The organism is Acinetobacter sp. YH12098, from assembly GCF_013419235.1.
GTDB classification, from domain to species: Bacteria; Pseudomonadota; Gammaproteobacteria; order Pseudomonadales; family Moraxellaceae; genus Acinetobacter; species Acinetobacter amyesii.
The window spans coordinates 14,764-41,035 of the sequence record NZ_VPAO01000034.1; the positions used below are offsets into that span (position 1 = coordinate 14,764).

Here is a 26,272-nt window from a genome sequence, read left to right on the forward strand (position 1 = left end):
CCAGTCAAAACTGGGCTTTTTATTGAATTGTTTAGAGAATAAACAATTAGTTGTCTAAAGCTGGAGTTGCAGCGGCAATTGCAGCAGCGACAGCATCATCTTCAGATTGTGCAGAACCTGAGTTTTGTTTAGGTTGAGCAACTTGTGCAGGTTTTTCTGCCGCTTTAGGTGCTTCTGCTTTTGGAGCAGGAGCTTCTGCAGGTGTGGTAGGTTCACGACGAATTTCAGTTGTTGTATTCGGTGTTTCTTCACGAATCACTTCAACTTGCTGCTGAGTTGGTTCTTCAACAACGGGTTGTTCTTCAACTGGTTCTAATTGTGTAGGTACAGATGCTGTTGGTTCAGATGCTACAACTTCAACCTGTTCCTGTTCTTCTTCTTTTGGTGCTTCTTTTTTTACACATGCTGTAAGAAGTAGACCTGTTGCGATTGCACCGCAGATTAAAAGTTTCTTATTCATAATTACACAAAACAAAAAAGTGTGGATTGGATAAATGCATTATAACAGCAAATAAGAATATAGAAATGATAAGAACTTACTCTAAATTTTTATGATAATTGCTGTTACAATAGCCAATTGTTAATTGTTCTATGAATTGATGCGGAATGACTTTGCTTTCTTGGTACAGAGTAAAGTAAAATCGCACAACATTGTAGGCCAATTTAGGCTCCATTGTACGAGAAACTTAATGACCCATTTTATTTTCGTTACTGGTGGTGTTGTATCATCACTAGGTAAAGGTATTTCAGCTGCATCAGTGGCTGCGCTTTTAGAAGCCCGTGGTTTAAAAGTAACCATGGTAAAAATGGATCCATACATTAATGTCGATCCAGGGACTATGAGTCCATTCCAACACGGTGAAGTTTTTGTCACAGAGGATGGTGCTGAAACTGACTTAGACTTGGGTTATTACGAACGTTTCTTGCGTCGTGCGAAAATGACCAAACTGAACAACTTTACTTCAGGACGAGTGTACCAAGATGTCTTGAATAAAGAACGTCGTGGTGATTACCTCGGTGGTACAGTTCAAGTTATTCCACATATTACTGATAATATTAAAGAACGTGTTCTTCGCGCAGGTGAAGGCTATGACGTTGCGATCGTTGAGATCGGCGGTACAGTAGGTGACATTGAATCTCTCCCATTCATGGAATCTGTACGTCAACTTATGGTCGAACTAGGTCATAAGCGCACAATGTTAATGCACTTAACTTTACTCCCATATATTAAGTCAGCTGCTGAATTAAAAACTAAACCAACTCAACACTCTGTAAAAGAGCTTTTGTCGATTGGTATTCAACCAGACATCCTGATCTGCCGTACAGAGCATGATGTTGATGCTGACACTACACGTAAAATTGCGTTATTTACGAACGTTGAAGCACGTGCAGTTGTGGTATGTAAAGATGCGCGTTCAATTTACCAAATTCCACGTACTTTCTATGAACAAAACGTTGATGATTTAATCTGTGAACGTTTTGGTTATAACGATCTTCCAGAAGCTGATCTTACAGACTGGGATAACGTTGTAGATGCTTTACTGAACCCTGAATACACAGTTCGTGTAGCGATGGTTGGTAAATACGTTGAACTTCCAGATGCATACAAATCTGTAAACGAAGCACTTTTACATGCGGGTATTCAAAACCGTGTGAAAGTTCAAATCGACTACGTAAATGCAGAAGAGCTTGAAACCCAAGATGTTAACGACGTATTAAAAGACGCAGATGCAATCTTAGTTCCGGGTGGTTTCGGTGAACGTGGTACAGAAGGCAAAATGAAAGCGATTCGTTTTGCACGTGAAAACGGTGTGCCATTCCTTGGTATCTGTTTAGGTATGCAGTTGGCTGTGATCGAATATGCGCGCAACGTTGCGGGTATTAGCGATGCAACTTCAACTGAATTTAACCGTTCTACAAAATCACCATTGATTGGTCTAATCACTGAATGGTTAGATGAGCGCGGCGAAGTTCAACAACGTAATGCAGATTCTGACTTAGGCGGCACAATGCGTCTGGGTGCTCAAAAATCTGAATTGGTTGCGGGAACAAAAACTGCACAAGTTTACGGTTCTGAAGAGATCGTTGAACGTCATCGTCACCGTTATGAAATGAACAACCGTTATATCCCAGTGCTTGAAGAAAAAGGCATGAAGATTTCAGGTTATTCTCCAGTACAGCGTCTTGTTGAAACTGTTGAAATTCCTGAACATCCTTGGTTTATTGCTGTACAATTCCATCCGGAATTTACAAGTTCACCACGTGATGGACACCCATTATTCGCAGGCTTTATTGATGCTGCTAAAAAGCAGTACCAAAAAGCGAAATAATGTGTTTTTGACTAAACCAGGAAGAGTTTAAATGTCACAATTAAAACCACAGGAAATTGTACGTTTAGGTGATATACAAATGGCAAATCATTTGCCATTTGTAGTATTCGGCGGCATGAACGTACTTGAGTCAAAAGACCTTGCTTTTGAAATTGCTGAAACCTATGTGGATATCTGCAAACGCTTGGATATTCCATATGTGTTTAAAGCAAGTTTTGATAAAGCCAATCGTTCAAGCTTGAACTCTTTCCGTGGCCCAGGCCTGGAAAAAGGAATCGAGTGGTTAGCTGACATTAAAAAACACTTTAATGTGCCGATTATTACTGATGTACATGAACCATACCAAGCTGCGCCTGTTGCTGAAGTTGCGGATATTATCCAACTTCCTGCATTTTTAAGCCGTCAAACTGACCTTGTTGAAGCGATGGCGAAAACTGATGCCATCATCAACATTAAAAAAGCACAGTTCCTCGCACCACACGAAATGCGTCATATTTTGCATAAGTGTTTGGAAGCAGGAAATGACAAACTAATTCTTTGTGAACGTGGTTCAGCATTTGGTTACAACAATTTAGTTGTAGACATGTTGGGCTTTGACATCATGAAAGAAATGAATGTCCCTGTGTTCTTTGATGTTACACATGCGCTTCAAACGCCGGGTGGTCGTGCGGATTCTGCAGGTGGTCGTCGTGCGCAAATCACGACACTGGCACGTGCAGGTATGGCGACTGGTTTAGCAGGTTTGTTCTTAGAAGCTCATCCAGATCCAGAAAATGCCAAATGTGACGGTCCATGTGCGCTACGCATGTCACAGTTGGAACCTTTCTTGGCACAGTTAAAAGAGCTCGATACCTTAGTTAAAGGTTTCGCAAAGTTAGACACACACTAATTCGATACACATTGATGCGTCACTTTTGACGCATCATTTTTATTAATCAACTGAGGAATTGTTCATGAGCCAAATCGTTGACATTCGTGCACGTGAAATTTTGGACTCTCGTGGTAACCCTACCATCGAAGCAGACGTAATCTTAGCCTCTGGCGTTGTAGGCCGTGCATGTGCACCATCTGGTGCTTCAACTGGTTCTCGTGAAGCTTTAGAACTTCGTGACGGCGACAAAGCTCGTTACTTAGGTAAAGGCGTTAAAACTGCGGTTAACAACGTTAACACAGTAATTCGTGATGCATTGTTGGGTAAATCAGTATTCGAACAAAAAGACATTGATAACACAATGATCGCGCTTGACGGTACTGAAAACAAAGAAAAATTAGGTGCGAACGCAACTTTAGCGGTTTCTTTAGCTGCTGCGCGCGCTGCTGCTGATGAAAAGAAAATTCCACTTTTCCAATACATCGCAGACCTTCGAAATAACAGCATTTTGACTATGCCTGTTCCAATGATGAACATCCTAAATGGTGGTTCACATGCAGACAACAACGTAGACATTCAAGAATTTATGATTGAGCCAGTTGGCTTCACTTCATTCTCTGAAGCTTTACGCGCTGGTGCTGAAATTTTCCATTCTTTAAAATCAGTTTTAAAGAAACAAGGTCTAAATACTGCAGTTGGTGATGAAGGTGGTTTTGCACCGAACCTTCGTTCTAACGAAGAAGCAATTACAGTAATTCTTGAAGCAATTGAAAAAACTGGCTACAAAGCAGGTTCTGACATTATGCTTGCGCTTGACTGTGCATCTTCAGAATTCTACAAAGATGGTCAATACATCCTTGCAGGTGAAGGCAATAAAGCATTCACTAGCAACCAATTTGCTGACTACCTTGCAGGTTTTGCAAAACAATACCCAATCATCTCAATTGAAGATGGTTTGGACGAGTCTGATTGGGAAGGTTGGTCTTACCTCACTTCAATCCTTGGCGACAAAATCCAATTGGTTGGTGATGACCTATTCGTGACGAATCCTAAGATTCTTCAACGTGGTATCAACGAAAAAGTGGGTAACTCAATTCTGATCAAGTACAACCAAATCGGTACGTTGACTGAAACTCTAGATGCAATCTACCTTGCAAAAGCAAATGGTTACACTACAGTAATTTCACACCGTTCTGGTGAAACTGAAGATTCAACTATTGCGGATCTTGCAGTGGGTACAGCAGCGGGTCAAATCAAGACTGGTTCACTTTGCCGTTCTGACCGTGTAGCGAAATATAACCAATTACTTCGTATTGAAGAATTGACTAATGCTGCATATCGCGGTAAAGCTGAGTTCAAAGGTTTGAACTAAGCAGATCATGCTATCTATGTTAAATGTATTTGACTCCAAAGCGAGTAAAGCATTGTTGGGCCTTGCGATCTTTTTGATCGCAGGGTTTCAATATTTATACTGGTTCGGTGAAGGTGGTTACCATCAACATCAACAACTGAGTCAGAAAATACAACAACAAGTCGAACTCAATGACGAATTAAAAGAACGAAATCGCGTACTTGCAGCTGAAGTATACGATTTAAAAAATGGCGTTGAAGCTATTGAAGAGCATGCTCGTCTAGATTTAGGTTTAATTAAACCGCATGAAACTTTCGTGCAGATGAGTACGATCAGTACTCAGTACAAACCAATTTATATTGATCCAAACGCAAAAGTAGACCTACGTACCAATGAGTCAGAACCAGCCGAACTTCCACCCGAACCTTAAATTGTGGGCTATTATTCCTGCTGCTGGTTCAGGAAGTCGATTTTCTAAAACTGAACTAAAACAATATCAAAACATTGCGGGTCTAACTGTGCTTGAACACACAGTTGCACGTCTCAACCAATTGCCGTTGACAGGCTATGTATTGGCTATAGGTGAGCAAGATAATGTTGCTCAGACCTTGGCACTCACTAATCAAGAGAAGGCTCATTTTTGTTTAGGCGGTGCAGAGCGTGTGCATTCTGTACTCAATGCATTGCAATATCTATCTTCGATTGCCAATGATGATGATTGGGTGTTTGTTCATGATGCAGCACGACCATGTGTCTCACAGTTGAGTCTAGAAGATTTAGTTCAATCGGCAGTCGATTCGGAGCAAAGTGCGATTCTCGCCATCCCTGTACGCGACACCTTAAAACAAGTTGAAACGCCACCACAAATATCAACAACGGTAGATCGTTCAACTTTATGGCAAGCGCAGACACCACAAATTGCCAAATTGGGTATGCTTAAAAATGCCATTGAACAAGCGCTTGCCGCTGGTGCGACCATCACAGATGAAGCTAGTGCCTTAGAATTTGTCGGTGAGCAAGTTAATGTCGTGCAAGGTCGTTCGGACAATATTAAAATTACCTATCCTGATGACTTAGAGTTGGCACGTTTAATTTTAGCGTCTCAAGTTAATGGATGATTATTTCAAGGAATATTTAAGGGACAGTGATTTTTACTGTCGCTTTAATCTATAATTCCCGCATCCTTTTTAGATCTGTTTCGCAATGATCCCTTCTCAACAGTATCGTTTTTTACGTCAGTCATTACGCGATGGCCGCAGTATAAAACACGATTCTTCTCGATGGGCTAAACTTCATTTAGACCCGTGGTTACTTTGCTTCTTGGTACTCAATGCAATATTGGGGCTGATGGTTGTCTATAGTGCGACCGCGGAAGATTCGGGAATGGTACTACGTCAAGCCACAAGTTTTGGTGTGGGCTTTATTGTGATGTTGATCTGTGCGCAAATTCCACCCAAAGTTTACCAATCTATGAGTCCGTACTTATATGCTATCGGTATATTTTTACTGTTGTTGGTGTTGGTCATTGGTGAAAAAAGGATGGGGGCGAAACGCTGGATTAGCTTGCCGGGTATCGGCAGTATGCAGCCGAGTGAGTTTATGAAATTTGCCATGCCACTCATGATGGCGTGGTATTTTGCGCGAAAACCTTTTCCACCGAAATTTTTACAAATTGTCGGTGCATTAATTTTATTATTGATTCCATTTGCATTGGTCGCTTTACAGCCTGACTTGAATATCGGTTTGATTATTCCGGGTATTTTTGTTTTATTTTTAAGTGGTATGTCTTGGCGTTTAATTGCCGGTGCTTTAACCGCCTTTGCAATTGCAGCACCTGTACTTTGGATGTTTTTTTTACAGGAATATCAGAAAAAACGTGTACTGACGTTATTTGACCCTGAATCTGACGCGCTTGGTGCAGGTTGGAACATTATTCAATCTAAAATTGCCATTGGATCAGGTGGTTTAATGGGTAAGGGGTATACCGAAGGGACGCAGTCGCACTTGGGCTATCTGCCAGAGCATCATACTGACTTTATCATGTCGACCTATGCTGAAGAGTTTGGCTTTATTGGTGTATTTCTTTTATTTAGTTTATTTACAGCAATTATTGTTCGCTGTTTGATTATTGGACTAAATTGCTTCCATAATTTTGGACGACTCTATGCAGGAGCGATAGGATTAACTTTCTTCTTTTTTGTATTTTTAAACTCGGGTATGGTCAGTGGGATTTTACCGGTAACAGGTGATCCATTGCCCTTGATGAGTTATGGGGGGACGGCAGTCATATCCATGCTTGCAGGTATGGGGATTGTGATGTCGATTCATACGCATCGTTAAGTGTAATAGACAACATTAAGCCGGATTTATATCCGGTTTTTTTTGCTTGAGATTTAAAATAGACGAGATAAAACTGCGAAAAATTGACTATTGAAATAGTCATGAAATGTTCAAATAAATTAAAAAGCTTCATCCGGTGATGTGGTGCTTTAATCTATAGTTAAAGTTAAGGCATCATAAAAGAAATAAAATTTAATCTACTAATGTTTGGACCCAATGCAAGCTTCCGCTCATAGATATTTCAACACCACAATTTGCTATATCTAAGTATTCTTTTGGAATATAAGCAAATAACTTATCGTCAATATAAGCAATCCAAAATTCTGGCGGCGGACAATCACACTCATCGAAGAATCCATTGGTTTCTTTATATGCCAAACAATCATACATAGAGCATGAAATATCAAACTCTAATATTCCTCCAGTGGATTCAAATGAGTAAGTTTGTTCTTGCACTTTATATTTAGAAAAGACAGATTGAATTACTTCAGCGTAGTTTTTGTTTGTAAGATCACTAAAATTTCTATTACACATACTCCAGAGTTTTTCTATTTTTAGCATTGAAAAGTTCTTGAATATATTTGCATTTCGATCAAAAAAAATTGGATTTTGGTTTAAAAGAAAACCTTTTATTTTCATAAGACTAGATCCTATATCTAATATATCTATTGATCTAGATATTAAATCCTAATGTCTAGTTTCGATAGTCTAAATACCTTTCATTTACATATTAGTGCTCATACAAACTCTGAAGTGTGCAACTAGGATCGAATTTTTTTATTTATCTGTGGGATTTGAAACTGTTTTGTAGTTTCAATCAAAAATAAAGCCCTCAATTGAGGGCTTTATTTAGATATTAATTAGTGTAGGAGCCATGTGTAGTAGCCCCACAACATTAGTGGCCAAGCGAGGAAGGGGCTAAAAAGCCATTTCCAGAACCAATGGTGTGGTGTAAAACCCACACCATGCACAAAACCACCTGAAATACCTATCATGATGAACATCAGCGCTCGATGGCTATATCCACCATTGTCATCCAGCATGGCAGCAGGATGTACAAGTAACACGGCTGCCAAAGGAAAAGCTAACAGGCAGGAAATGACCATTGCAAATTTATTTGGCTTCTTTTCTACAAGTGATTTTTCTACAGCAGCATCAGTCATTTGTTATTCCTCATCTAGATCTTGATGATGTTCGATGTAAAGCGCACTAAGTACACCTGCAAAACATGCCATCAAGATACCGAGAATCCAAGCAAAATACCACATCGTCTTTTCTCCTTAGACACAGCCTTAGTATAGGCTGTGTGAATTCTCTTCAATATGTTTGTTAGTCACTACACCCCACATCTTGTAGTAACACCAAGTTGTGTAGCACAGGATAAGTGGGACAAAAATACATGCTGCAACTGTCATCACAGTCAGTGTATTTTTACTTGATACCGCATCCCACATAGTCAAACTTACAGTTGGGTTGATGCTCGATGGCATAAGGAAAGGGAACAATGCAAAACCAGCAGTTAAGATTGCACCAATGACTGTCAAGCTTGAACCAAGGAAGCTGAAACCGGCTTTACCTTTACCTGCGGCAAGGATAATGATCAGCGCACCTAAAATTGCCATGATTGGCGCAATCATAGTAATTGGATAAATACTATAATTGTTCATCCAACCTGGGTTGGCATTGGTGATCACTTCTTTAGCCAATGGGTTAGCAACGCCATTCGTGTCAAACGGTTGCGCTAATGTGTAGCCTTGGATATTACCGAAGTATAACCATGCGCCTGCCAGTAAGAAGCAAACTAAGAATACGATACCCATAAGCTGGGTTGCTTTTGCAGAGCGTGCGCGTAGGTCGCCGTCTGTACGAAGCATGAGCCATGCACCACCGTGTGCGCAAAGCATAGATAAACTCACGATACCGCAAACTAAAGCGAATGGGTTAAGCAGCGCAAAGAAACTACCTGTATAAGTCGAGCGAACAGTTTCGTCCATAGTGAATGGTACACCGAGGAACATATTACCAAACGCAACACCAAATACGAGGGCAGGAACTGCACCACCAATTGCTAAACCCCAATCCCAAGAATTACGCCACTTGGTATTTTCAAGTTTAGAACGGTAGTCAAAACCGACTGGACGTAAGAAGAGGGCGAAGAGTACCAGTAACAGTGCCCAGTACATGCCTGAGAATGCAGTCGCATATACCATTGGCCATGCTGCAAACAGCGCACCACCGGCAGTAATAAACCATACTTGGTTACCGTCCCAGTGTGGGGCAATCGTATTGATTGCCGCACGACGTTCTTCGTCTTTTTTACCTACGAATGGCATGATCGCCATTGAGCCCATATCGAAGCCATCGGTGAGAGCGAAGCCGATCAGTAGGACACCGACTAATACCCACCAAATGATTTTGAGTAATTCATATTCGATCATGCTTGAGCCTCCTCATTTGCCTTTTTTGCAGCTTCAAGTTTCTCGAAGTGGTATTTACCAGTATGTAGAGAACTTGGGCCAAGGCGTGAGAATTTAATCATTAAGTACATTTCAATGATCAGCAGTACAGTGTAGAACGCTGCCAATGCAAGGATAGAACCCCATACATCACCTGTACTTAAGCTAGAAGCTGAAAGATGTGTAGGTAGAACTTCACCGATAGTCCAAGGTTGACGACCAACTTCGGCAACATACCAACCTGTTTGTGCTGCAATCCAAGGTAATGGCAGGGCAAATAAAGCAAACTTTAATAACCAAGGTTTGTTTTCTGCATTACGTTTACCGACAGCATAGGTAGCAAGTACGAACAGAAGGAGCATTAAGAAACCAGAAGCAACCATTGCACGGAATGCCCAGAACAAGCTTGGGACATGTGGAATAGTGTCTTTTGCAGCTGCTTTGATTTGTTCGTCAGAAGCATCGACAACTTTGTCTGTGTATTTTTTCAGAAGCAGACCATAACCCAAGTCTTTTTGAGACTCAGCAAATGCTGCTTTAAGTTCAGGAGAAGTATCGCCTGCACGAAGTTGTTCTAACTGCGAGTAAGCCACCATACCGTTACGAATACGCGCTTCGTGTTGTACGATCAGGTCTTTAATACCTGTCACTTCTTTGTCAGTTGAACGTGTTGCAATAATCCCCATGACATAAGGAATTTTGATCGCGTAGTCAGTAGACATGGTTTCTTTATTTGGAATACCAAACAAAGTAAATGGCGCTGGAGCTGGGTGAGTGTCCCATTCAGCTTCAATTGCAGCAAGTTTAGTTTTTTGTACATCACCAATTTCATAACCAGATTCATCACCTAGTAAGATCACTGAAAGTGTAGAAGCTAAACCAAAGATAGCAGCGATAGCGAATGAACGACGCGCAAATGGCAAGTCACGCTTTTTCAATAAGTAGTAACTTGAAATTGCCAGTACGAAAATAGCACCAGTCACATAACCTGCAGATACGGTATGTACGAATTTAACCTGAGCCACAGGGTTGAAAATCAATGCACCGAAGTCCACCATTTCCATACGCATAGTTTCATAGTTAAATGCGGAACCGACAGGGTTTTGCATCCAACCATTGGCCACTAAAATCCATAGTGCGGACATGTTCGAGCCTAGAGCAACTAACCAAGTGACAGCCAAATGCTGAACTTTGGATAGGCGATCCCAGCCGAAGAAGAATAAACCAATAAATGTTGATTCAAGGAAGAATGCCATCAGACCTTCAATGGCTAATGGTGCACCGAAAATATCACCGACATAGTGTGAGTAATACGCCCAGTTAGTACCGAACTGAAACTCCATGGTCAAACCAGTAGTAACACCTAAAGCGAAGTTAATACCGAAGAGTTTTCCCCAGAATTTAGTCATGTCTTTATAAATTTCTTTGCCAGAAATCACATAGGTGGTTTCCATAATGGCAAGAATAAAAGCCAGACCTAAAGTCAGTGGAACAAAAATAAAGTGATACATCGCGGTCATTGCAAATTGGAACCGCGAAAGATCGACCACGCTTTCAGAAATCATCAACGTGTCTCCTTGATTTGGGAAGGACTGCCAGCAATATGCTCGGCAACTTGATTGTCAAAGTTTTTAGGGATAGTAGGGGCGTCGAACCAGATGTTCTTAATGATCATTAAAATAATCACTTTAATTATTAGTATTGCGGTTATTTCTCTGACCACACGACGATTTAAATCTTTGAATTTTAAGCTCATGGAGATAAGCCTATTCTTTAAACTTGTACTATATTATTAACAAATATATACAAAAAGCAAATAGGTTGAACAGTTAAAATAAAAATATATTATTAAGTAATTTAAATACAATTACTTATATTACTTATTAGTTAAAAAATAAACTAATTTTTTATTTTAAATACTTGACTAAAACACTTGTGTTTAATTATTTTAAATCCGACTAAAACGCTTATATTTATGTTTTAAATTCTGACTAATTTACTATATTTACTAAAAGTTATATTGTTAATAATGAGAATCTTTATTGAATGAATAAGATTTGTATTTATTATTTTTAAGTTTGGCTAAAAAAATGGGCTATTGATGTAGTGCTGTTAAACGATCTCTATATGGTTAATGTTAAAGAGGCTGGACTAAGTTTTTTAAATACTTTTTAAATATTTGATACATGATGAACTTAGCTTATTTTAGTTCTGAGACATTTTATTTGAGTAAAAAAAAGACATACCGGAGTATGTCTTTTGGGGGAGATATTGCAGCTTAGAAGTCGTAACGTAGACCAAGAGAAAGTGCAGTTGCATTTTCATCACCGATCCCTGCGATACCGTTACCGAAGCTACGACCTTCTTTCCAAGGGTTAAGTTTAGAGTTTTTGTCGTTAAGCACAGTTGCTAGGTTGCCATATACGCGTAAAGTGCTATCTAACTTATGTTCTACACCCACACCGATCAAGCTTGCATTGGCATCATCAGCATCTACGTCACGGTAGAAGTATTCACCGCGTACTGAGGTTTTAGGCGTTACTTTATATTCGCCAGTTACACCAAAAACTTGCGCATCTGGGTTGGATGTATCGTTGTCGTGTTTGGCAATTTGGTATAAGGCACCCAAGTTAAATTCTTCAGTTAATTTATATGCACCGGCAATACGGAATGCATCTCGACTTGCGCCACCTGCTGCGTTTGCTGCATTTTCATCATACTTTTCGTAAGCTGCTGCAAAATCAATTGGACCTTCTTTATAGGTTAGAGCAAGGTCATAGGCTTTGTTGTCATCTTTGCCTTCACCATCTGTTTCACGGTCAATTTGTGTACCTGAATGCATCGACATTGCAGCTAATACATTGAAACCACCGCCAAATTTTGGCGATTTATATTCAATGGTGTTTTCATTACGTTCATCAAATTTTAAGTTGCCTACACGTGTTACGTTACGAACGTCACCAACCATGTCACCGAAGAAGTTCACAGGGCTACGTGCGACTTTAAATGGGCTGTCAAAACGACCTACACGTGCTTGACCATAAGTTGAACTTTTTAAACCCACGAATGTGTCACGTGTTGAAAAATCTACACCTTTACTGTCTTGGCTACCGCTTGCAAAGTTTACTTCTTGCTCAATTTGAGCGAATACGTTGAGGTCATCATTAATTTTTTGATCTACTTTGAAGCCTAAGCGTGAAGCGTTAGAAGAAAGACCAACTTCGTTGTAATCTTTACCATCATCTAGATAGTCAAGAGAGACATGTGCACGGCCATAAATTTTTACATCTGCAGCAGACGCCATCATTGGTGTAAGAATTGTTGCCCCGATTGCTAATGCACATAGAGTTTTTTTCATTTGAAGCTCCAGAAGACTTTTCCAGTCATATCAATATGTTTTATCAGTAGCTTGGCTAGAAGTAATTTCGCTATCTAATGGCGCTAAGTATTCATTACAAATAAGACAGTTCTATTAAGGAAATATTTCAAAACGGTGAAAGGTGATTTCTGGTTTAAATTGCTTTTATACTTATAAAAATGAATATTTATTAAATGCTTAGGGTTGTATTGAACAGTAAATTTTGCAGCTAAAAGTTCTTGGGATAATATTCGAGACATAAAAAATGGAGCCGAAGCTCCATTGATCATCACTTTAAACTCAATTGAACTTAAAGTGCTGCTTTGATTTTTTCGCCAATGGCTTTGATTTTTTCCATGTCGCCCATTTGTGCGGCATGTTTACCTAATTCATGCACTGAAGTCGGAATTAGGTGGAAATGCACATGCGGAACAGTTTGACCCGCAGCAGCGCCAGACAACTGCATCAATACGATACCTTTCACGTCTAAGGCTTTTTCCATTGCTTTTGCAACTTTTTGAGCTACCTGAATGGTATAAGCAGCCGCTTCTGGATCTAAATCAAGCAGCGTAATAGCAGGGGTTTTAGGAATTACGAGCGTATGACCTTCGGCCTGTGGCATGACATCCATAAAAGCGAGTACTTGATCATCTTCATAGACTTTAAACGCAGGAAGTTCTCCGCGTAAAATCCGAGCAAAAATATTTTGATCATCATAAGTCATTGCTAAATTCCTTGAGCGAATTGAATCGTAATTATTTACAGTTCAATTCTTTCTGACGATCTTTGATCGCGTCAAGTCGTTGTTGCTCTTTTTCTGAAAATTTAGGCTTAGTTGTGTAGCAATTGTCATTGCCAAACTTCGCTTTAGCGTCAGGATCTTTAAAGCAGAAACCTTTCGATGCATAAATCACATCATGGTCATTTTTCAACTTTTGGCATTCTTGCTCAGATGCTAAAACAGCAGTAGAAGCCCCGATTAAAGTTACAGCACCTAGCAAAGTTGCGAGGGTAAATTTGTTCATGCGAGTTTCCTCTGTCATTTGTAACAATGTGTGTTATGACACTAGAGTACAATATGATGGTTATTTATCGTTATTCAATGGCGAGTTATTACTCAATTGTAATTTTACTCCATTTTTCATACATAATCATAGCGCTTGAAAAATCACTGTTTTCTTCAGCTTGATCGCTTGCTGCTTGGATTAAATTTTGCGTCAAAGAGAGCACCGGTGCTGAAAGTTTTGCTTGTCGCACCAGATCAACAGCAATTCCCGTATCTTTTGCAAGTAATGGAAGTGCAAAGGTTAATGGGAAGCTACGATTCAGTACGCGCTGCGGTAAAACTGTTTCAGTCACATTACTTTTACCGCTCGACGCATTAATACAATCGAGTGCTTCATGTAAGTCCACGCCATGCGCTTTTAAGGTGGTGAATCCTTCAGCAACTGCACAAAGATTTACAGCCATTAACATGTTGTTTACAGCTTTGACGGCAAAACCCGCACCCGGTTCACCCACATGTTTAATCAGTTTGCCAAATGTTTGGATCGCAGGTAATGCACGTTCAAAGGCTACTTTGTCACCACCAATCATGACGGTTAATGTTCCCGTTTCAGCGCCAATGGTTTGTCCACTCACAGGGGCATCTAAGAATGCAATATTTTGCTGCTTTAAGGCAGCAGCGAGTTTTTTTGCAGATTCGGGTACACCGCTGGTACAGTCGACCCAAATCGAGCCTGATTTCAGCGTTACACTCGCAATTAAATTTTCAACATCTTGGCTGATGGGTAGGCAGGAAAAAATAATGTCCGCTTGTATTGCTTGCTCTAAAGCAACCGCTTGCGTACCAAATTCAGCAGCATGTTGTTCTGCCTTGGTAAAGTTTCGATTCCAGACATAAACCGTGTCGAACTGTTTTGGTAGGTGCGCTGCCATACGGTAACCCATTGCGCCCAATCCGATAAATGCAACTGACTGAATCATCTTTACCCTCTAAATTTTTATTTCAATAAACTGGATCTTTGTGTAAGCCACTGGGTCAAAGTTGGCCAAAATTGATTGGCACTTTTTTGACTCGACATCAGGCCGAGGTGACCACCGGGAATGAGAGTAAACGTGACATCTTGACTACTTGTCAATTCGCCTAAAGGACTTGCTGCATCTGCCGTAACAATTTGATCGCTAGAACCCGCGCCAATTAACAATGAACAGTGGATATTTTTTAATTGAATAACTTTATCTTTCAATTGAATAATGCCGTTTTTAAGCGGATTTTGTAGCCAAACATTGAACACCATGTCTTGGTTAATGCCACCCGGATAGTCAATCATGTGATTGAGAAAATCGCCCATGGTTGCATGTTCATACAGGTCATGCAGATTATCTAAGTTAGATAAAAATTGCTTTTGGCTTTTGAACCAACCAATTGGATCGACGATTTTAAAGCCAATCGCATTGAGCACACCCGGTGTATGGATAAAATGTTTAGGGATTTTCCCGGTGTAGACCGTATCTTGTAAATTCTTACTACGTGAAAGCAAGCGATTGGTTTTTTGAAATAACTTTCCGATACGACCTGAGGCATAGCTATCTATCGGCGCGCCCATCACCATTAGATTTTTAACATGTTCAGGTTGATGTAATGCGGTATACAGCGTGACAAAGACTCCAGCCATACTCCAACCATGTAGCGAGATGTATCGACTATCTGCATGCTGAGAAATTTGATCAATACAATGTGGAATCACATCATCAATAAACGATAGAAAATTTAAGAATCGATCTTGATAGTTCAACTTTCCCCATTCCAACAAATAGACATCAAAGCCACTGTGTTGAAAATGTTTCACCAATGAGCGATATGGATACAAATCATAAATTGCCATATTGATGGCCAGTGGTGCAACAAACACTAAGGGTTCTTTGTATTTACGATCAGGCGAAGCGTAATACCGAACTTTTGCATGTTTATATTCAGTAATTACTTCATAGGGTGTTGATTGAGAAAGGACCAGCGATTTTGCATTAAACACACGTGTAGACAGGTGTTTAATTTTCTTTTGCTGCGCTAGAAATTTCTGTTTGAAAGGGTGCATAACTGTCAATTGCCTAAGTCCTTGTAGGATTGGTCGAAGTCTAAGCGATAATTTCGTATTTTACCTTGACCTTAAATAGCTTAGACGCTCAAAATATTGGCAATTCTTCACAAAGGCAGTTCTTCGCGACTGAGTAATACAGATGAGCCAACAAGACGACATCGAATACCAATTAGAGACTTTAGCGATTCGTACAGGTCATACTCGTACTTTTGAGGGTGAACATAGCGAGCCAATTTTCCTGACTTCATCATTTGTTTGTGAAAGTGCAGCAGATGCCGCAGCAAAATTTTCAGGTCAAATTGAAGGCAATACCTATTCACGTTATACCAACCCAACTGTACAAGCTTTCGAAAAACGTTTAGCTGTTTTGGATGGTGCTGAAGCCGCGGTTGCGACAAGTTCAGGTATGGCGGGCGTACACGCGATCACTTTGGCGTATTTGAAAGCTGGCGATCATGTGGTGTGTTCACGTGCTGTCTTTGGTTCGATCATTTCTCTGTTTGAAAAATATGTCATCAAATTTGGTGTTGACGTTACTTTTGTTGATTTGGAAGATTTAGATGCTTGGAAACAAGCGATTCGTCCAACTACACGCCTATTGTTTATTGAAACACCGTCAAACCCATTAGCTCAAGTAGGTGATTTACAAGCCATTGCTGATATTGCACATGCGCATGGGGCATTATTTGCAGTCGATAATACCTTCTGTACACCAGTGTTACAGCAACCGATTAAATTTGGTGCGGACCTCGTGATCTATTCATCAACAAAATATATTGATGGTCAAGGTCGTGCGCTCGGTGGTGCAGTTGTTGGTAGTGCAAAATTGATGGAAGAGATTACAGGTGTTATTCGTACACTGGGTAACTCGATGAGTCCATTCAATGCATGGATCTTCCTGAAAGGCCTAGAAACTTTAAGCTTACGTATGAAAGCCCACTGTGCAAGTGCTCAAACTTTAGCTGAATGGTTAGATTCACACCCGAAAGTTGAAAAAGTGTACTATGCGGGACTTCCAAATCACGAAGGTCATGAGTTGGCGAAAAAGCAACAAAAAGGCTTTGGCGGAGTTGTATCGTTTGTTGTGAAAGGCGAACGTGAAGGCGCTTGGACAGTGATTGATAATACTAAGTTCCTTTCTATTACAAGTAACTTGGGTGATGTAAAGTCAACAATTACCCATCCTGCAACGACTTCTCATGGCAGAATGTCAGCAGAAGCGAAAAAAGCAGCAGGGATTAGCGAAGGTTTAATTCGCGTATCTGTTGGTTTAGAAGATATTAATGATATTATTCGCGATCTTTCACGCGGTTTAGATCTTATCTAAAGTGAATTCATCAGTTTTGTTCGGAGATTTTTATGAACATTAATATGCTCATGCAGCAAGCTCAACGCATGCAAAAAGAAGTTGAGAGCAACATTAAAAAAGCCAAGGAAGAGCTTGCACAAGTTGAAGTTCACGCTGAAGCAGGTGGTGGTCTGGTTAAAGTTACTATGACTGCACGTCATGTAGTGAAACGTATCGAAATCAATCCTGAACTACTTCAAGATGATGCAGATATGATTGAAGACTTAATTGCAGCAGCAATGAATGATGCTTCACGTCAAGCTGAAGTAATTTCAGAAGAAAAACTGAAATCTGCAAACTCTGGTATGGGTCTTCCACCAGGTCTTTCAGGTTTATTCTAAGGAATACGTTGAATGTTTAGTGATCGTTTTGATCAACTTGTACAGGCATTGCGTATTTTGCCAAGCGTTGGGCCAAAGTCGGCTCAACGTATGGCACTGCACTTAATCATGAAAAATAGGGAAGGCGCTGTTGGTTTGGCACATGCCTTGACTGAAGCAACCAACTATATTCATGAATGTACAATTTGCCATTCATTGACTGAAGATGAAGTGTGCAACATATGCGTCTCGTCAGAACGTGATGATCAACTGCTTTGTGTGGTTGAATCTCCCGCAGATGTCATGGCAATCGAGCAAAGTGGCAGTTTTAGAGGGAAATATCATGTATTGGGTGGACATTTGTCGCCACTCGATGGTATTGGCCCAGACGAAATTGGTATCCCATATTTAATTCAACGATTAAGTGATGGTAAAGTGCAGGAAGTGATCTTGGCGACCAATGCAACGGTAGAAGGTCAAGCGACAGCACATTATTTGGTTGAAGCGACCAAGCATTTACCAATACAAATGACCCGTATTGCACAGGGTGTACCACAGGGTGGTGAGCTTGAATATGTGGATAGTCATACTTTAAGTCAGGCCGTGCATAACCGAATGCGAATGAAGTAACTATAGAGCGAAACTCGTTTCGCTTTGTATAAAATTCACCTAATTATTTATACTTAATAACGATTAAAGTTTTTGTTAATAATGAATAAAAAAGCCAAATAAAGAAAATAAGTCACTAAAATAACGTTTTTCCTTATAGATAAATAATATATATCAGTTAATATAAGCTCATAGAGCATCTAAAATTAGACTCAGCAACTTATGTATCAATTCATTCAAAATCAGCCAGATTTAAATTCTGTTTTAAATCTTATGGACCAAAGCTCGATTTACGGACTCGACACCGAGTTTATAAAAGTAGATACCCTGTGGCCCAAACTTGGACTTTTCCAAATTAATGTACAAAATCAGGTGTATTTACTTGATGGTACAACCCTCGATTTAAGCCAATTCTGGCAAAAATTATTTGCGGCTCAGCAAAACATTTTTCATGCTTGTAGTGAAGATATCGACCTGATTTATCACTATGCACAGCATAAGTCTTTAGAAAATGTCTTTGATACACAAGTTGGGATGTCATTTTTAGGGCATGGCTTACAAGTCAGCTATCAAAATGCCTTAAAAACTATGCTCGATGTAGATATAGATAAAGATCAGACACGTTCAGATTGGTTGGCTCGTCCACTCAGTGCCGAGCAATTGAACTATGCAGCGAATGATGTACATTATTTAATGAATTTAAGCCAAACGATTCAAAATGAGTTGGCTGCGAAAAGTTTATTAAATTGTGTGCTTGAGGACTGCAAAAATTTAACTTATGAAATTGGCACTGAAACGCCGATCCATTTGCTGTATCACGATATTGGTAATTATCGACATTCACGTCGTCAGCTCATGCAAATTCAGCAATTGGCCGTTTGGCGTGAGCAAATGGTGAAAGCCTTAAATCAGCCACGTAGCTTTATTCTTAAAAACTCAACCATCATTGATATGGTAGAAAAGAATCCAAAAAATAATTTTCAATTGAGTGCGGTGAAAGACATTCGTCCGAACATTGTGCGTGAGCATGGTAAAATTATTTTAGATTTGTTGAAGTTTTTACCTGAACAAGCTGAATGGCCGCTGCGTATGGCACGTCCAATTCGTCACTCTTCTCAGGATATTGGTTCACGCGTCGATACCGTTATTCAGCGTGCAGTACAAGAAACCTCTGTGCCTAAAGAAGTTTTAATGCGCAAAAAATGGTTAAATGCTTTGTATCAGCATGTGGTTTTTCATAATGATGAACAAGATTTACCGAGTTATTTGTTGGGCTGGCGCTATGATTTGCTGACGAAGCCTTTAATTGAAGTGCTGCATGCCGATGAAAGCTATCTTTCTGGTCAAATGAAAGTGTTGGAATAAGTTCTGATTGATTAAAGAACTATCACTTATACAAATTCACGACTGATGCGTTAATAAACACTAATGTATCAGTCTTTTTTTTGATGTATCCTTTGCCTTGCGTTTAATGAGTATTGATTCAATTATGTACTGTTCTATCTACAAATCGAGCAAAAAAGATGAAATGTATCTTTATATTGCTCGTCCTGAAGTTAATGAAAACGAAACTGAAGCGACAGATCCGCTTGCAGTAATGCCTGATGCTTTACGTACAGCATTTGGTCGTGCCACATTTGTCATGGATCTAGAACTCAGTGAATCACGCAAACTTGCACGTGTGAACGTATTGCATGTATTAGATTCAATTGAAACAAAAGGGTTCTTTATTCAAATGCCTCCAGAAGGTTTAATTGACCCAAATGCAGTTGAGCCAGAAGGCTTGCGCGGCGCTTAAGTTAATTCAGGAGTTGTGAAAATGAATGGTGTAGTATCGGTATTGGACTCAATTCCTGAAAGCAGTATTGCAATTACGGTTTACCTAGGTGGGGCTGTAATTGCTTTGTTGTGTTGGTATGGGCTGATGAAGCGCTTACCCAAAACGATCGGTGCCATTGGTTGGCTTATCGTATTTGCTATTTTATTAACACCAACCGTTTCTGAAGGTTCAAATGCAGCAATCGCACCTGCGATTTTTGGTTTGATTTTTGGTGTATTAACAAAAGATCAGCCATTGGTTTGGTTGAATCTATCGTTGATTCTCTTTGTGGTGGGTATTGGTTTAGTCCTCGGTTATTTTTGGACCAAATACAATGCAGCGAAACCACAGCACGTTGTAAACAAGAAAATTTCACCGCTTTAAATAAAAAAATAAGGTTATGTCATGTCTGTTGAAACTCAACAATTTACTGGTACAGATCAATATATTGCGACCGATAGCTTAAAACTTGCAGTAAAAGCTGCACGTTCATTGCAAAAGCCACTTTTGGTTAAAGGTGAGCCGGGGACAGGTAAAACACTTTTAGCCGAACAAGTGGCTGAAAGTTTAGGCCTTAAGCTCATTACTTGGCATATCAAATCGACGACCAAGGCTCAACAAGGTTTGTACGAGTATGACGCCGTATCCCGTCTGCGTGATAGTCAGTTGGGCGATGACCGTGTTTATGACATCAAAAACTATATTAAGCCGGGTAAACTTTGGGAAGCATTCACCAGTGAAGAACGTTGTGTACTTCTAATTGACGAGATTGATAAAGCAGATATCGAATTCCCTAATGATTTGCTGCATGAACTCGATAAAATGTCATTCTTTGTGTACGAGACAGGTGAAACGATTACGGCAACACAACGTCCAATCGTGATCATTACTTCAAATAATGAAAAAGAACTTCCAGATGCCTTTTTGCGTCGTTGTTTCTTCCATTATATTGAATTCCCTGATGAAGCAACCATGCGTGAAATCATCGATGTGCATTTTGAAAATATTTCAAATACCTTGGTTTCTGAAGCACTGCAAATTTTCTTTAAATTACGTCAAGTTCCGGGTTTAAAGAAACCGCCTTCAACTTCTGAGTTGATTGATTGGTTGAGTTTGCTGATGGCTGATGATATGCCAGAAGATATTTTACGCAACACAGATAAATCAAAATCAATTCCACCGCTTTATGGTGCCTTGATTAAGAACGAACAAGATGTGCAATTGCTTGAGCGTCTAGCATTTATGTCACGTCGTTAATTGATATTAATTCTTTAAAAGATTTAAAAGCCGGTTATCCGGCTTTTATTTTGAGCATTAAAAATATAAAGGTGAATTATGCAGACAAGCGCATACTTATCTCAAGTACACATAGCTGTAACTAAGAGATTAAAGCCGACCGTACTCTTGTTGGCTGCGAGCTTGTATTTATCTGGGTATAGCTATGCGATGGATGATGCTCAGTTTGAACAGCAGCATCAACAGCTACTCCAGGATGCGTATTGGGCGCAAGTTGCAGAACATCAACTTAAAGAAAAGCTCATTGATCAATCAGATCATCTCGCAGCTCAAACGACCATTCAACAAAAGGCCTGTGCTGCAACTGTACTCGAGCTGAAATACTATGATTTTGTGATCTTGAATCTAAATGACTTTAACCGCTATAGAAACCATCAAGGTTTTCATAAAATCGTATCCATTGAAAAGTTGCAGCAGGATCGTCTCGATGTTCAGCGCAAATATGAAACTCTTAAAAAATCACTTAAAGAAAGAAATGCGACTTGCGAATAAATCATGCCGTTTGTGTTTCTTTGGGTAGGTAGGGCAACGTATATGAACACACAGTAAAAGCTTTTGGCTTTACTTGTAGGAATCAATTTTTCATAATGGTGGATGTAAAGGCAAGACTCAGTTGCAGATGAAATAACAAGATCACATGCATTCACACTGGATTTGACCTCCTGATATTTAATTTTTATTGGATTTTATTCGCCTATGTTTGTGCGATTGTTTTATACCCTTCGAAAATACGGTGTTCCTGTTTCAACTCGTGAATTGATTGACTTGAACCAAGCAGTGGCAGCAGGGCTGGTCTTTGCAGATCAAAATGAATTTTATCAGCTTGCAAAAACCGTCATGGTCAAAGATGAACGTTACTTTGATAAGTTCGACCGTGCAATGAAGGACTATTTTGACGGTATTGCCACCTTTGATTTGGATGAGCTATTAAATCAGGTACATAAACTGCCAAAGGATTGGTTTGACCTTGAACTCATCGAAAAGCATTTAACACCAGAACAACGAGAAGAATTAAAAAAAGCTGGTTCATTAGAAGAATTGATGAAAATGCTCGAAGAGCGTTTACGCGAGCAGCATAAAAAGCATCAGGGTGGTAATCGAATGATTGGTACGGGCGGTACCTCGCCCTTTGGTGCCTATGGTGACCATCCTGAAGGCGTGCGTATCGGTGGGCCTGGTCGTAAACGATCTGCGGTGAAAGTTTGGGAACAACGTCAATACCGAAACCTAGATGATGAGCAGATTCTCGGCAGTCGTCAGATGCAGATGGCATTGCGTCGTTTGCGTAAATTTGCCCGTCAAGGTGCAGCAGATGAGCTTGACATTGATGGAACCATTCGTGAAACAGCCAAGCAAGGCATTTTGGATGTACAGCTTGTTCCAGAACGACGTAACCGCATTAAAGTGTTGATGCTGTTTGATGTTGGGGGATCGATGGATTCACATATTGCCCAATGCGAGAAGCTCTTTACCGCTGCAAAAACTGAATTTAAAACCTTAGAGTATTTCTATTTCCATAACTGTTTATATGACTATGTGTGGAAAGACAATATTCGCCGTTCAAGCACGCGTATGAATACATGGGATCTATTCAATACCTATGGGCGAGATTACCGTGTTATCGTTGTCGGTGATGCAAGTATGGCACCGTATGAGTTGAACTCGGTAGGTGGATCTGTGGAATATATGAATGATGAAGCGGGTCAGGTGTGGTTACAGCGTTTACGTAATCATTTTGATAAAACAGCGTGGTTAAACCCAGAAGAAGAAAGTTATTGGCATTACACCCAAACCATTGCTGCGATTAAACAAATCTTTGAAGATCATATGTTCCCAATGACCCTAAAAGGTGTGGAAGATATGACGAAATATTTAGCGCGCTAAAGCGTTAAAAACGATACTTTTTCTTATCAATGATGTTTATATTACTTACTCCAATTTTGCATTGTTTCTTATTTTCAAAATTGGATAGTATTTAAAAGTCTTTGTTCTGCATACAACATGAAGGAAATATGATGGATCATCAAATTAATGGTATCGCATTACCTAATGAAGAAGGTTTCTTCGGTGAATACGGTGGGCAGTTCATTCCACCAGATTTAAAACAGGCAATGGATGACATTAATGTTGCTTATGAGCAAATTCGTCATACAGAAGAATTTCAAAATGAATTGAAAGAGTTGTTTGCACACTATGTTGGACGTCCTAGTCCATTGTTTTATGCAAAGCGCTTGTCTGAAAAATTAGGTGGAGCACAAATCTACCTGAAACGTGAAGATCTCAACCATACTGGCGCACATAAAATTAACCACTGCCTTGGCGAAGCTTTGTTAGCAAAATACATGGGTAAAACCAAAGTGATCGCAGAAACTGGTGCAGGTCAGCATGGTGTGGCATTAGCAACGGCTTGTGCCTTGGTGGGTATTCCATGTGAAATTCACATGGGGCAAGTGGATATTGAAAAAGAACATCCAAACGTGGTGAAAATGAAGATTTTAGGTGCCAACCTAATCTCTGTTACTCGTGGTACAGCTACGCTCAAAGATGCAGTAGATAGCGCATTTGAAGAATATTTAAAAGATCCAACCAATTTTATTTATGCGATTGGTTCAGTGGTTGGTCCACATCCATTCCCGAAAATGGTTCGTGACTTCCAGTCAATTATTGGTGATGAAATTAAAGTTCAGACCAATGAGCGTTTTGGTGCAAATCCTGACTATGTGGTTGCATGCGTGGGTGGTGGTTCAAATGCCGTTGGTGCATTTACAGCATTCCTCAATGACACCGATGTTAAACTTGTGGGTGTAGAGCCTGCAGGTCATGGTTTAGATACCAATATGCACTCTGCGACGTTGACATTGGGTAAGCCAAGTCAAATTCATGGCATGGCATGTTATGTCCTTGAAGATGAACAGGGTGAGCCATTGCCAGTGCATTCAATTGCATCGGGTTTGGATTATCCAGGAGTGGGGCCACAACATAGCTTGTTAAAAGACCTAGGCCGTGTTGAATATACAACAGCGACAGACCAAGAATGTTTAGATGCCTTCATGACGCTCTCACGTGTGGAAGGTATTGTTCCTGCACTAGAAAGTTCACATGCGGTTGCTTGGGCAATTCGTGAAGCGCCAAAACTTGCTAAAGATGTGAAGATTGTGGTTAACGTTTCAGGCCGTGGCGATAAAGACTCAGACTATGTGGCTGAAAAATTAGGTTTAAATTAATTACTGCCATTAAAAAAGACTAAGTTGCTCATCATCTGTTGATGGTGCAAAAATCTTTTGCAGTTGTATAGCCCGATCTATATTCGAAGTATCCCAGTTTTTAACTGGGATATTTTTTTTGACATAATTTTTATATAAAGTGTGGTTAACGCTTGATGTAATTGGAATTAACTCAGGATGTAGCGCATAAATAATTGCCTTTGCATCTAAAATTTCAGCGACAGCAGAAGCAATCTCTAAATTGATCGTACGTCGGTGGTATTGCAGCAGTTCATCGTCTTTCATCGATAACATTAAGCGTTCTAATTCTAAAATGATGGCATCTAGTTGGTCTAATTTATCTAAAGCGGGTTTAAACATAAGAAAGGAAATTGAGAAAAGTAATTAATTTGTAATTTGTATGTCATTACAAACTGTGAGTTATATAAAATTATTGATATTTAGAATTCCCCCTTAAAGCTTGTTAAGGGGGAAATTATTGAGTTTAGCCTGAAATATATTGTTGAAGTTGTTCGATCAGTTTTCGTTGATCATCCATTGCTGCTTTTACAAGGTCACCGATGGAGATTAAGCCAGTCAATTTCTGTTCCTCAACGACAGGTAAATGACGTAAATGGCGATCTGTCATGAGTTCTAAACATTCTTCGACAGTCGCTGCACTTGTGACAGTGATAACACTTCCCGTCATAATCTCGCTGACAGAGGTATCGAAAGATGTTCTTTCCATCAGGGCGATTTTACGTGTGTAATCACGCTCAGACAAAATCCCAACAACTGTGCCTTCATGGGTCACAACGAGGGCACCAATGCCTTTTTGTGCCATCAGGGAAATGGCTTCGAGTACAGTCGCATCTGGGGTGATGGTGTAGATTTCTTGATAAGCTTTGTCTTTAAGTACTTGGGCAACTGTAGTCATATTTTCATTCCTTTATAGTAGTTTTTGTTTAATTTAAATTAGCGCGAAATTTGAAAAAAGCAAATACTTTTCAGTGCATGTTGGGGTCAAACATGCACTGAGGGTTTTATGCCATTTGAATCTTATTTTGGTTAAAAAAGAATAAACGCATTTGCGAGGTTGTGAGCTTGAGACGGATGTGGCTAGAGCTATGCAACGCAGGGATAACTTTAAGACGTGTTAATGTCGGTAATAGCGATGCCTCAAAATCTTGTGATGTAATGCGTCGTGGAGTGTAGTTGGGCCAATGCTTTTTGGCATATTTATGCGCTTGAATGCCATTTAGCCAAAACGGGAAGATAATATGATCTTGATCGCTGGTCATTGCCCAACCTTGTTGGTGGTAGAGACCCCAAAGGACTCCACAGTACATCATGGTTTTTAAAATACTAATTTTGAAAAATAAATCTTTTGGAATAGGTTTATATTGCTTTAATTTAGACATCATATGCAGCGTGTTGTTGATGTTGCTCCTATTGTAGGAAATTCTTATGAAAAAGCTGTGTAAGCTTTGAACTGGATTGTAAGAATTTATGTAGTCAAAAGTTGAAGGGTGTAAAAAAACGCCACCTTAGTGACGTTTTGTTATGCTTGCAAGGTGGCCATGTTCTGCCAATATTGCGCTTTGAGTGAGTCACGTTCTACGCGGAAGCCTTGATAATAAAGTTCAGCCAAAAATAACGCTGCTTTACCATGTCCAGCACGAGCTGCATCTTCCAATTCGTGAACTGCATCGCTGAAGTTCATTTGAGACTGAATTGTGTTCACCGCATTTGCGTATACATGTTCGAGTTCATGTTGAGAGAATTGTTGAATCATATTTAACTCCTTATTCTAATTATGATCATTAAGGGCCCATTCTTTAGCCCTATTAACTAATATAACTAAGTATTA

Annotated in this window: 32 protein-coding genes; 16 read left to right on the top strand and 16 right to left on the bottom strand. The window is 39.8% G+C overall.

The features are described from left to right. Positions 1-46 precede the first annotated feature (46 nt). Complete coding sequence (locus FTU38_RS11770; RefSeq protein ID WP_180111279.1) at positions 47-460, bottom strand: internalin; 414 nt, start codon at positions 458-460, stop codon at positions 47-49. A 229-nt stretch (positions 461-689) separates the two neighbouring features. Here FTU38_RS11770 and FTU38_RS11775 point away from each other — a divergent pair, with 229 nt between their 5' ends. The 6 genes from FTU38_RS11775 to rodA all read left to right on the top strand — a co-directional run bounded on the left by FTU38_RS11775 (position 690) and on the right by rodA (position 6,892). Further along, positions 690-2,330, top strand: a complete 1,641-nt coding sequence (locus FTU38_RS11775; RefSeq protein WP_180005100.1) for a CTP synthase — start codon at positions 690-692, stop codon at positions 2,328-2,330. Between the two features lie 31 nt (positions 2,331-2,361). Next, positions 2,362-3,219 carry a 3-deoxy-8-phosphooctulonate synthase gene (kdsA, locus tag FTU38_RS11780; RefSeq protein ID WP_180111280.1) on the top strand — a complete coding sequence of 286 codons (858 nt, stop codon included), beginning with the start codon at positions 2,362-2,364 and terminating at the stop codon, positions 3,217-3,219. A gap of 64 nt (positions 3,220-3,283) precedes the next feature. Continuing rightward, positions 3,284-4,573 carry a phosphopyruvate hydratase gene (gene eno / locus FTU38_RS11785; RefSeq protein ID WP_078188521.1) on the top strand — a complete coding sequence of 430 codons (1,290 nt, stop codon included), beginning with the start codon at positions 3,284-3,286 and terminating at the stop codon, positions 4,571-4,573. A gap of 16 nt (positions 4,574-4,589) precedes the next feature. Continuing rightward, positions 4,590-4,982, top strand: a complete 393-nt coding sequence (locus FTU38_RS11790) for a septum formation initiator family protein (RefSeq protein WP_078188520.1) — start codon at positions 4,590-4,592, stop codon at positions 4,980-4,982. After that, the gene (gene ispD / locus FTU38_RS11795) at positions 4,945-5,670 is read left to right on the top strand and encodes a 2-C-methyl-D-erythritol 4-phosphate cytidylyltransferase (protein ID WP_180111282.1); all 726 of its coding nucleotides are present in this window, start codon (positions 4,945-4,947) and stop codon (positions 5,668-5,670) included. The genes FTU38_RS11790 and ispD overlap by 38 nt, the downstream gene beginning before the upstream one ends. An 85-nt stretch (positions 5,671-5,755) precedes the next feature. After that, on the top strand, positions 5,756-6,892 hold the full coding sequence (gene rodA / locus FTU38_RS11800; protein WP_180111285.1) for a rod shape-determining protein RodA: 1,137 nt from the start codon (positions 5,756-5,758) through the stop codon (positions 6,890-6,892). 192 nt (positions 6,893-7,084) lie between these two features. Here rodA and FTU38_RS11805 read toward each other — a convergent pair whose 3' ends face one another. From FTU38_RS11805 to FTU38_RS11855, 11 genes are all read right to left on the bottom strand, one after another. Next, on the bottom strand, positions 7,085-7,531 hold the full coding sequence (locus FTU38_RS11805; RefSeq protein ID WP_180111287.1) for a hypothetical protein: 447 nt from the start codon (positions 7,529-7,531) through the stop codon (positions 7,085-7,087). Between the two features lie 221 nt (positions 7,532-7,752). After that, positions 7,753-8,055, bottom strand: coding sequence for a cyd operon YbgE family protein (locus FTU38_RS11810; RefSeq protein WP_180111288.1), 303 nt, complete (start codon positions 8,053-8,055; stop codon positions 7,753-7,755). 3 nt (positions 8,056-8,058) lie between these two features. Next, a complete protein-coding gene (cydX, locus tag FTU38_RS11815; protein ID WP_002120988.1) occupies positions 8,059-8,160 on the bottom strand; it encodes a cytochrome bd-I oxidase subunit CydX in 102 nt (33 codons plus the stop codon). 24 nt (positions 8,161-8,184) lie between these two features. Continuing rightward, entirely contained in the window at positions 8,185-9,330 is a 1,146-nt protein-coding gene (cydB, locus tag FTU38_RS11820; RefSeq protein ID WP_180111290.1) for a cytochrome d ubiquinol oxidase subunit II, read from the bottom strand. Continuing rightward, positions 9,327-10,913: a cytochrome ubiquinol oxidase subunit I gene (locus FTU38_RS11825; RefSeq protein ID WP_180111292.1), complete on the bottom strand. Its 1,587-nt coding sequence runs from the start codon at positions 10,911-10,913 to the stop codon at positions 9,327-9,329. Before FTU38_RS11825 ends, cydB begins: the two co-directional genes overlap by 4 nt. Then, positions 10,913-11,104, bottom strand: a complete 192-nt coding sequence (cydP, locus tag FTU38_RS11830) for a cytochrome oxidase putative small subunit CydP (RefSeq protein ID WP_078188513.1) — start codon at positions 11,102-11,104, stop codon at positions 10,913-10,915. Before cydP ends, FTU38_RS11825 begins: the two co-directional genes overlap by 1 nt. Before the next feature lie 522 nt (positions 11,105-11,626). Beyond that, positions 11,627-12,706, bottom strand: coding sequence for a porin (locus FTU38_RS11835; protein ID WP_180111294.1), 1,080 nt, complete (start codon positions 12,704-12,706; stop codon positions 11,627-11,629). Between the two features lie 310 nt (positions 12,707-13,016). Beyond that, positions 13,017-13,430 carry an HIT family protein gene (locus FTU38_RS11840; protein ID WP_078188511.1) on the bottom strand — a complete coding sequence of 138 codons (414 nt, stop codon included), beginning with the start codon at positions 13,428-13,430 and terminating at the stop codon, positions 13,017-13,019. Between the two features lie 31 nt (positions 13,431-13,461). Next, positions 13,462-13,731, bottom strand: coding sequence for a YARHG domain-containing protein (locus FTU38_RS11845; RefSeq protein ID WP_078188510.1), 270 nt, complete (start codon positions 13,729-13,731; stop codon positions 13,462-13,464). 88 nt (positions 13,732-13,819) lie between these two features. Next, positions 13,820-14,692, bottom strand: coding sequence for an NAD(P)-dependent oxidoreductase (locus FTU38_RS11850; protein WP_180060194.1), 873 nt, complete (start codon positions 14,690-14,692; stop codon positions 13,820-13,822). A gap of 17 nt (positions 14,693-14,709) precedes the next feature. Beyond that, on the bottom strand, positions 14,710-15,804 hold the full coding sequence (locus FTU38_RS11855; RefSeq protein WP_180111296.1) for an alpha/beta fold hydrolase: 1,095 nt from the start codon (positions 15,802-15,804) through the stop codon (positions 14,710-14,712). A 142-nt stretch (positions 15,805-15,946) separates the two neighbouring features. On the opposite strand from FTU38_RS11855, the gene FTU38_RS11860 reads away from it, so the two are divergent. From FTU38_RS11860 to trpB, 10 genes are all read left to right on the top strand, one after another. Then, entirely contained in the window at positions 15,947-17,134 is a 1,188-nt protein-coding gene (locus tag FTU38_RS11860; RefSeq protein ID WP_180005091.1) for an O-succinylhomoserine sulfhydrylase, read from the top strand. Between the two features lie 32 nt (positions 17,135-17,166). After that, positions 17,167-17,496: a YbaB/EbfC family nucleoid-associated protein gene (locus FTU38_RS11865; protein WP_078188506.1), complete on the top strand. Its 330-nt coding sequence runs from the start codon at positions 17,167-17,169 to the stop codon at positions 17,494-17,496. 12 nt (positions 17,497-17,508) lie between these two features. Beyond that, positions 17,509-18,105: a recombination mediator RecR gene (recR, locus tag FTU38_RS11870; protein ID WP_180005090.1), complete on the top strand. Its 597-nt coding sequence runs from the start codon at positions 17,509-17,511 to the stop codon at positions 18,103-18,105. A 201-nt stretch (positions 18,106-18,306) separates the two neighbouring features. Continuing rightward, a complete protein-coding gene (locus FTU38_RS11875) occupies positions 18,307-19,449 on the top strand; it encodes an HRDC domain-containing protein (protein ID WP_180007280.1) in 1,143 nt (380 codons plus the stop codon). A 124-nt stretch (positions 19,450-19,573) separates the two neighbouring features. Continuing rightward, positions 19,574-19,882 carry a YcgL domain-containing protein gene (locus FTU38_RS11880; RefSeq protein WP_078188503.1) on the top strand — a complete coding sequence of 103 codons (309 nt, stop codon included), beginning with the start codon at positions 19,574-19,576 and terminating at the stop codon, positions 19,880-19,882. 21 nt (positions 19,883-19,903) lie between these two features. After that, positions 19,904-20,287 carry a hypothetical protein gene (locus tag FTU38_RS11885; protein ID WP_078193907.1) on the top strand — a complete coding sequence of 128 codons (384 nt, stop codon included), beginning with the start codon at positions 19,904-19,906 and terminating at the stop codon, positions 20,285-20,287. Positions 20,288-20,308: 21 nt separating this feature from the next. After that, positions 20,309-21,160: a MoxR family ATPase gene (locus tag FTU38_RS11890; RefSeq protein ID WP_078188501.1), complete on the top strand. Its 852-nt coding sequence runs from the start codon at positions 20,309-20,311 to the stop codon at positions 21,158-21,160. 78 nt (positions 21,161-21,238) lie between these two features. Further along, a complete protein-coding gene (locus FTU38_RS11895) occupies positions 21,239-21,691 on the top strand; it encodes a hypothetical protein (RefSeq protein WP_180007279.1) in 453 nt (150 codons plus the stop codon). Positions 21,692-21,895: 204 nt separating this feature from the next. Continuing rightward, entirely contained in the window at positions 21,896-23,083 is a 1,188-nt protein-coding gene (locus tag FTU38_RS11900) for a VWA domain-containing protein (RefSeq protein WP_180007278.1), read from the top strand. A gap of 131 nt (positions 23,084-23,214) precedes the next feature. Continuing rightward, positions 23,215-24,423 carry a tryptophan synthase subunit beta gene (gene trpB / locus FTU38_RS11905; RefSeq protein WP_180007277.1) on the top strand — a complete coding sequence of 403 codons (1,209 nt, stop codon included), beginning with the start codon at positions 23,215-23,217 and terminating at the stop codon, positions 24,421-24,423. 9 nt (positions 24,424-24,432) lie between these two features. Here the strand turns inward: trpB and FTU38_RS11910 are convergent, their stop codons facing one another. The 4 genes from FTU38_RS11910 to FTU38_RS11925 all read right to left on the bottom strand — a co-directional run bounded on the left by FTU38_RS11910 (position 24,433) and on the right by FTU38_RS11925 (position 26,197). Further along, on the bottom strand, positions 24,433-24,783 hold the full coding sequence (locus tag FTU38_RS11910; protein ID WP_180111298.1) for a hypothetical protein: 351 nt from the start codon (positions 24,781-24,783) through the stop codon (positions 24,433-24,435). A gap of 124 nt (positions 24,784-24,907) precedes the next feature. Continuing rightward, on the bottom strand, positions 24,908-25,339 hold the full coding sequence (locus FTU38_RS11915) for a CBS domain-containing protein (protein ID WP_078193901.1): 432 nt from the start codon (positions 25,337-25,339) through the stop codon (positions 24,908-24,910). A gap of 106 nt (positions 25,340-25,445) precedes the next feature. Then, on the bottom strand, positions 25,446-25,823 hold the full coding sequence (locus tag FTU38_RS11920; protein WP_180111299.1) for a DUF2750 domain-containing protein: 378 nt from the start codon (positions 25,821-25,823) through the stop codon (positions 25,446-25,448). A gap of 140 nt (positions 25,824-25,963) precedes the next feature. After that, positions 25,964-26,197, bottom strand: a complete 234-nt coding sequence (locus tag FTU38_RS11925; RefSeq protein WP_078188494.1) for a hypothetical protein — start codon at positions 26,195-26,197, stop codon at positions 25,964-25,966. Between the last annotated feature and the right edge of the window lie 75 nt (positions 26,198-26,272).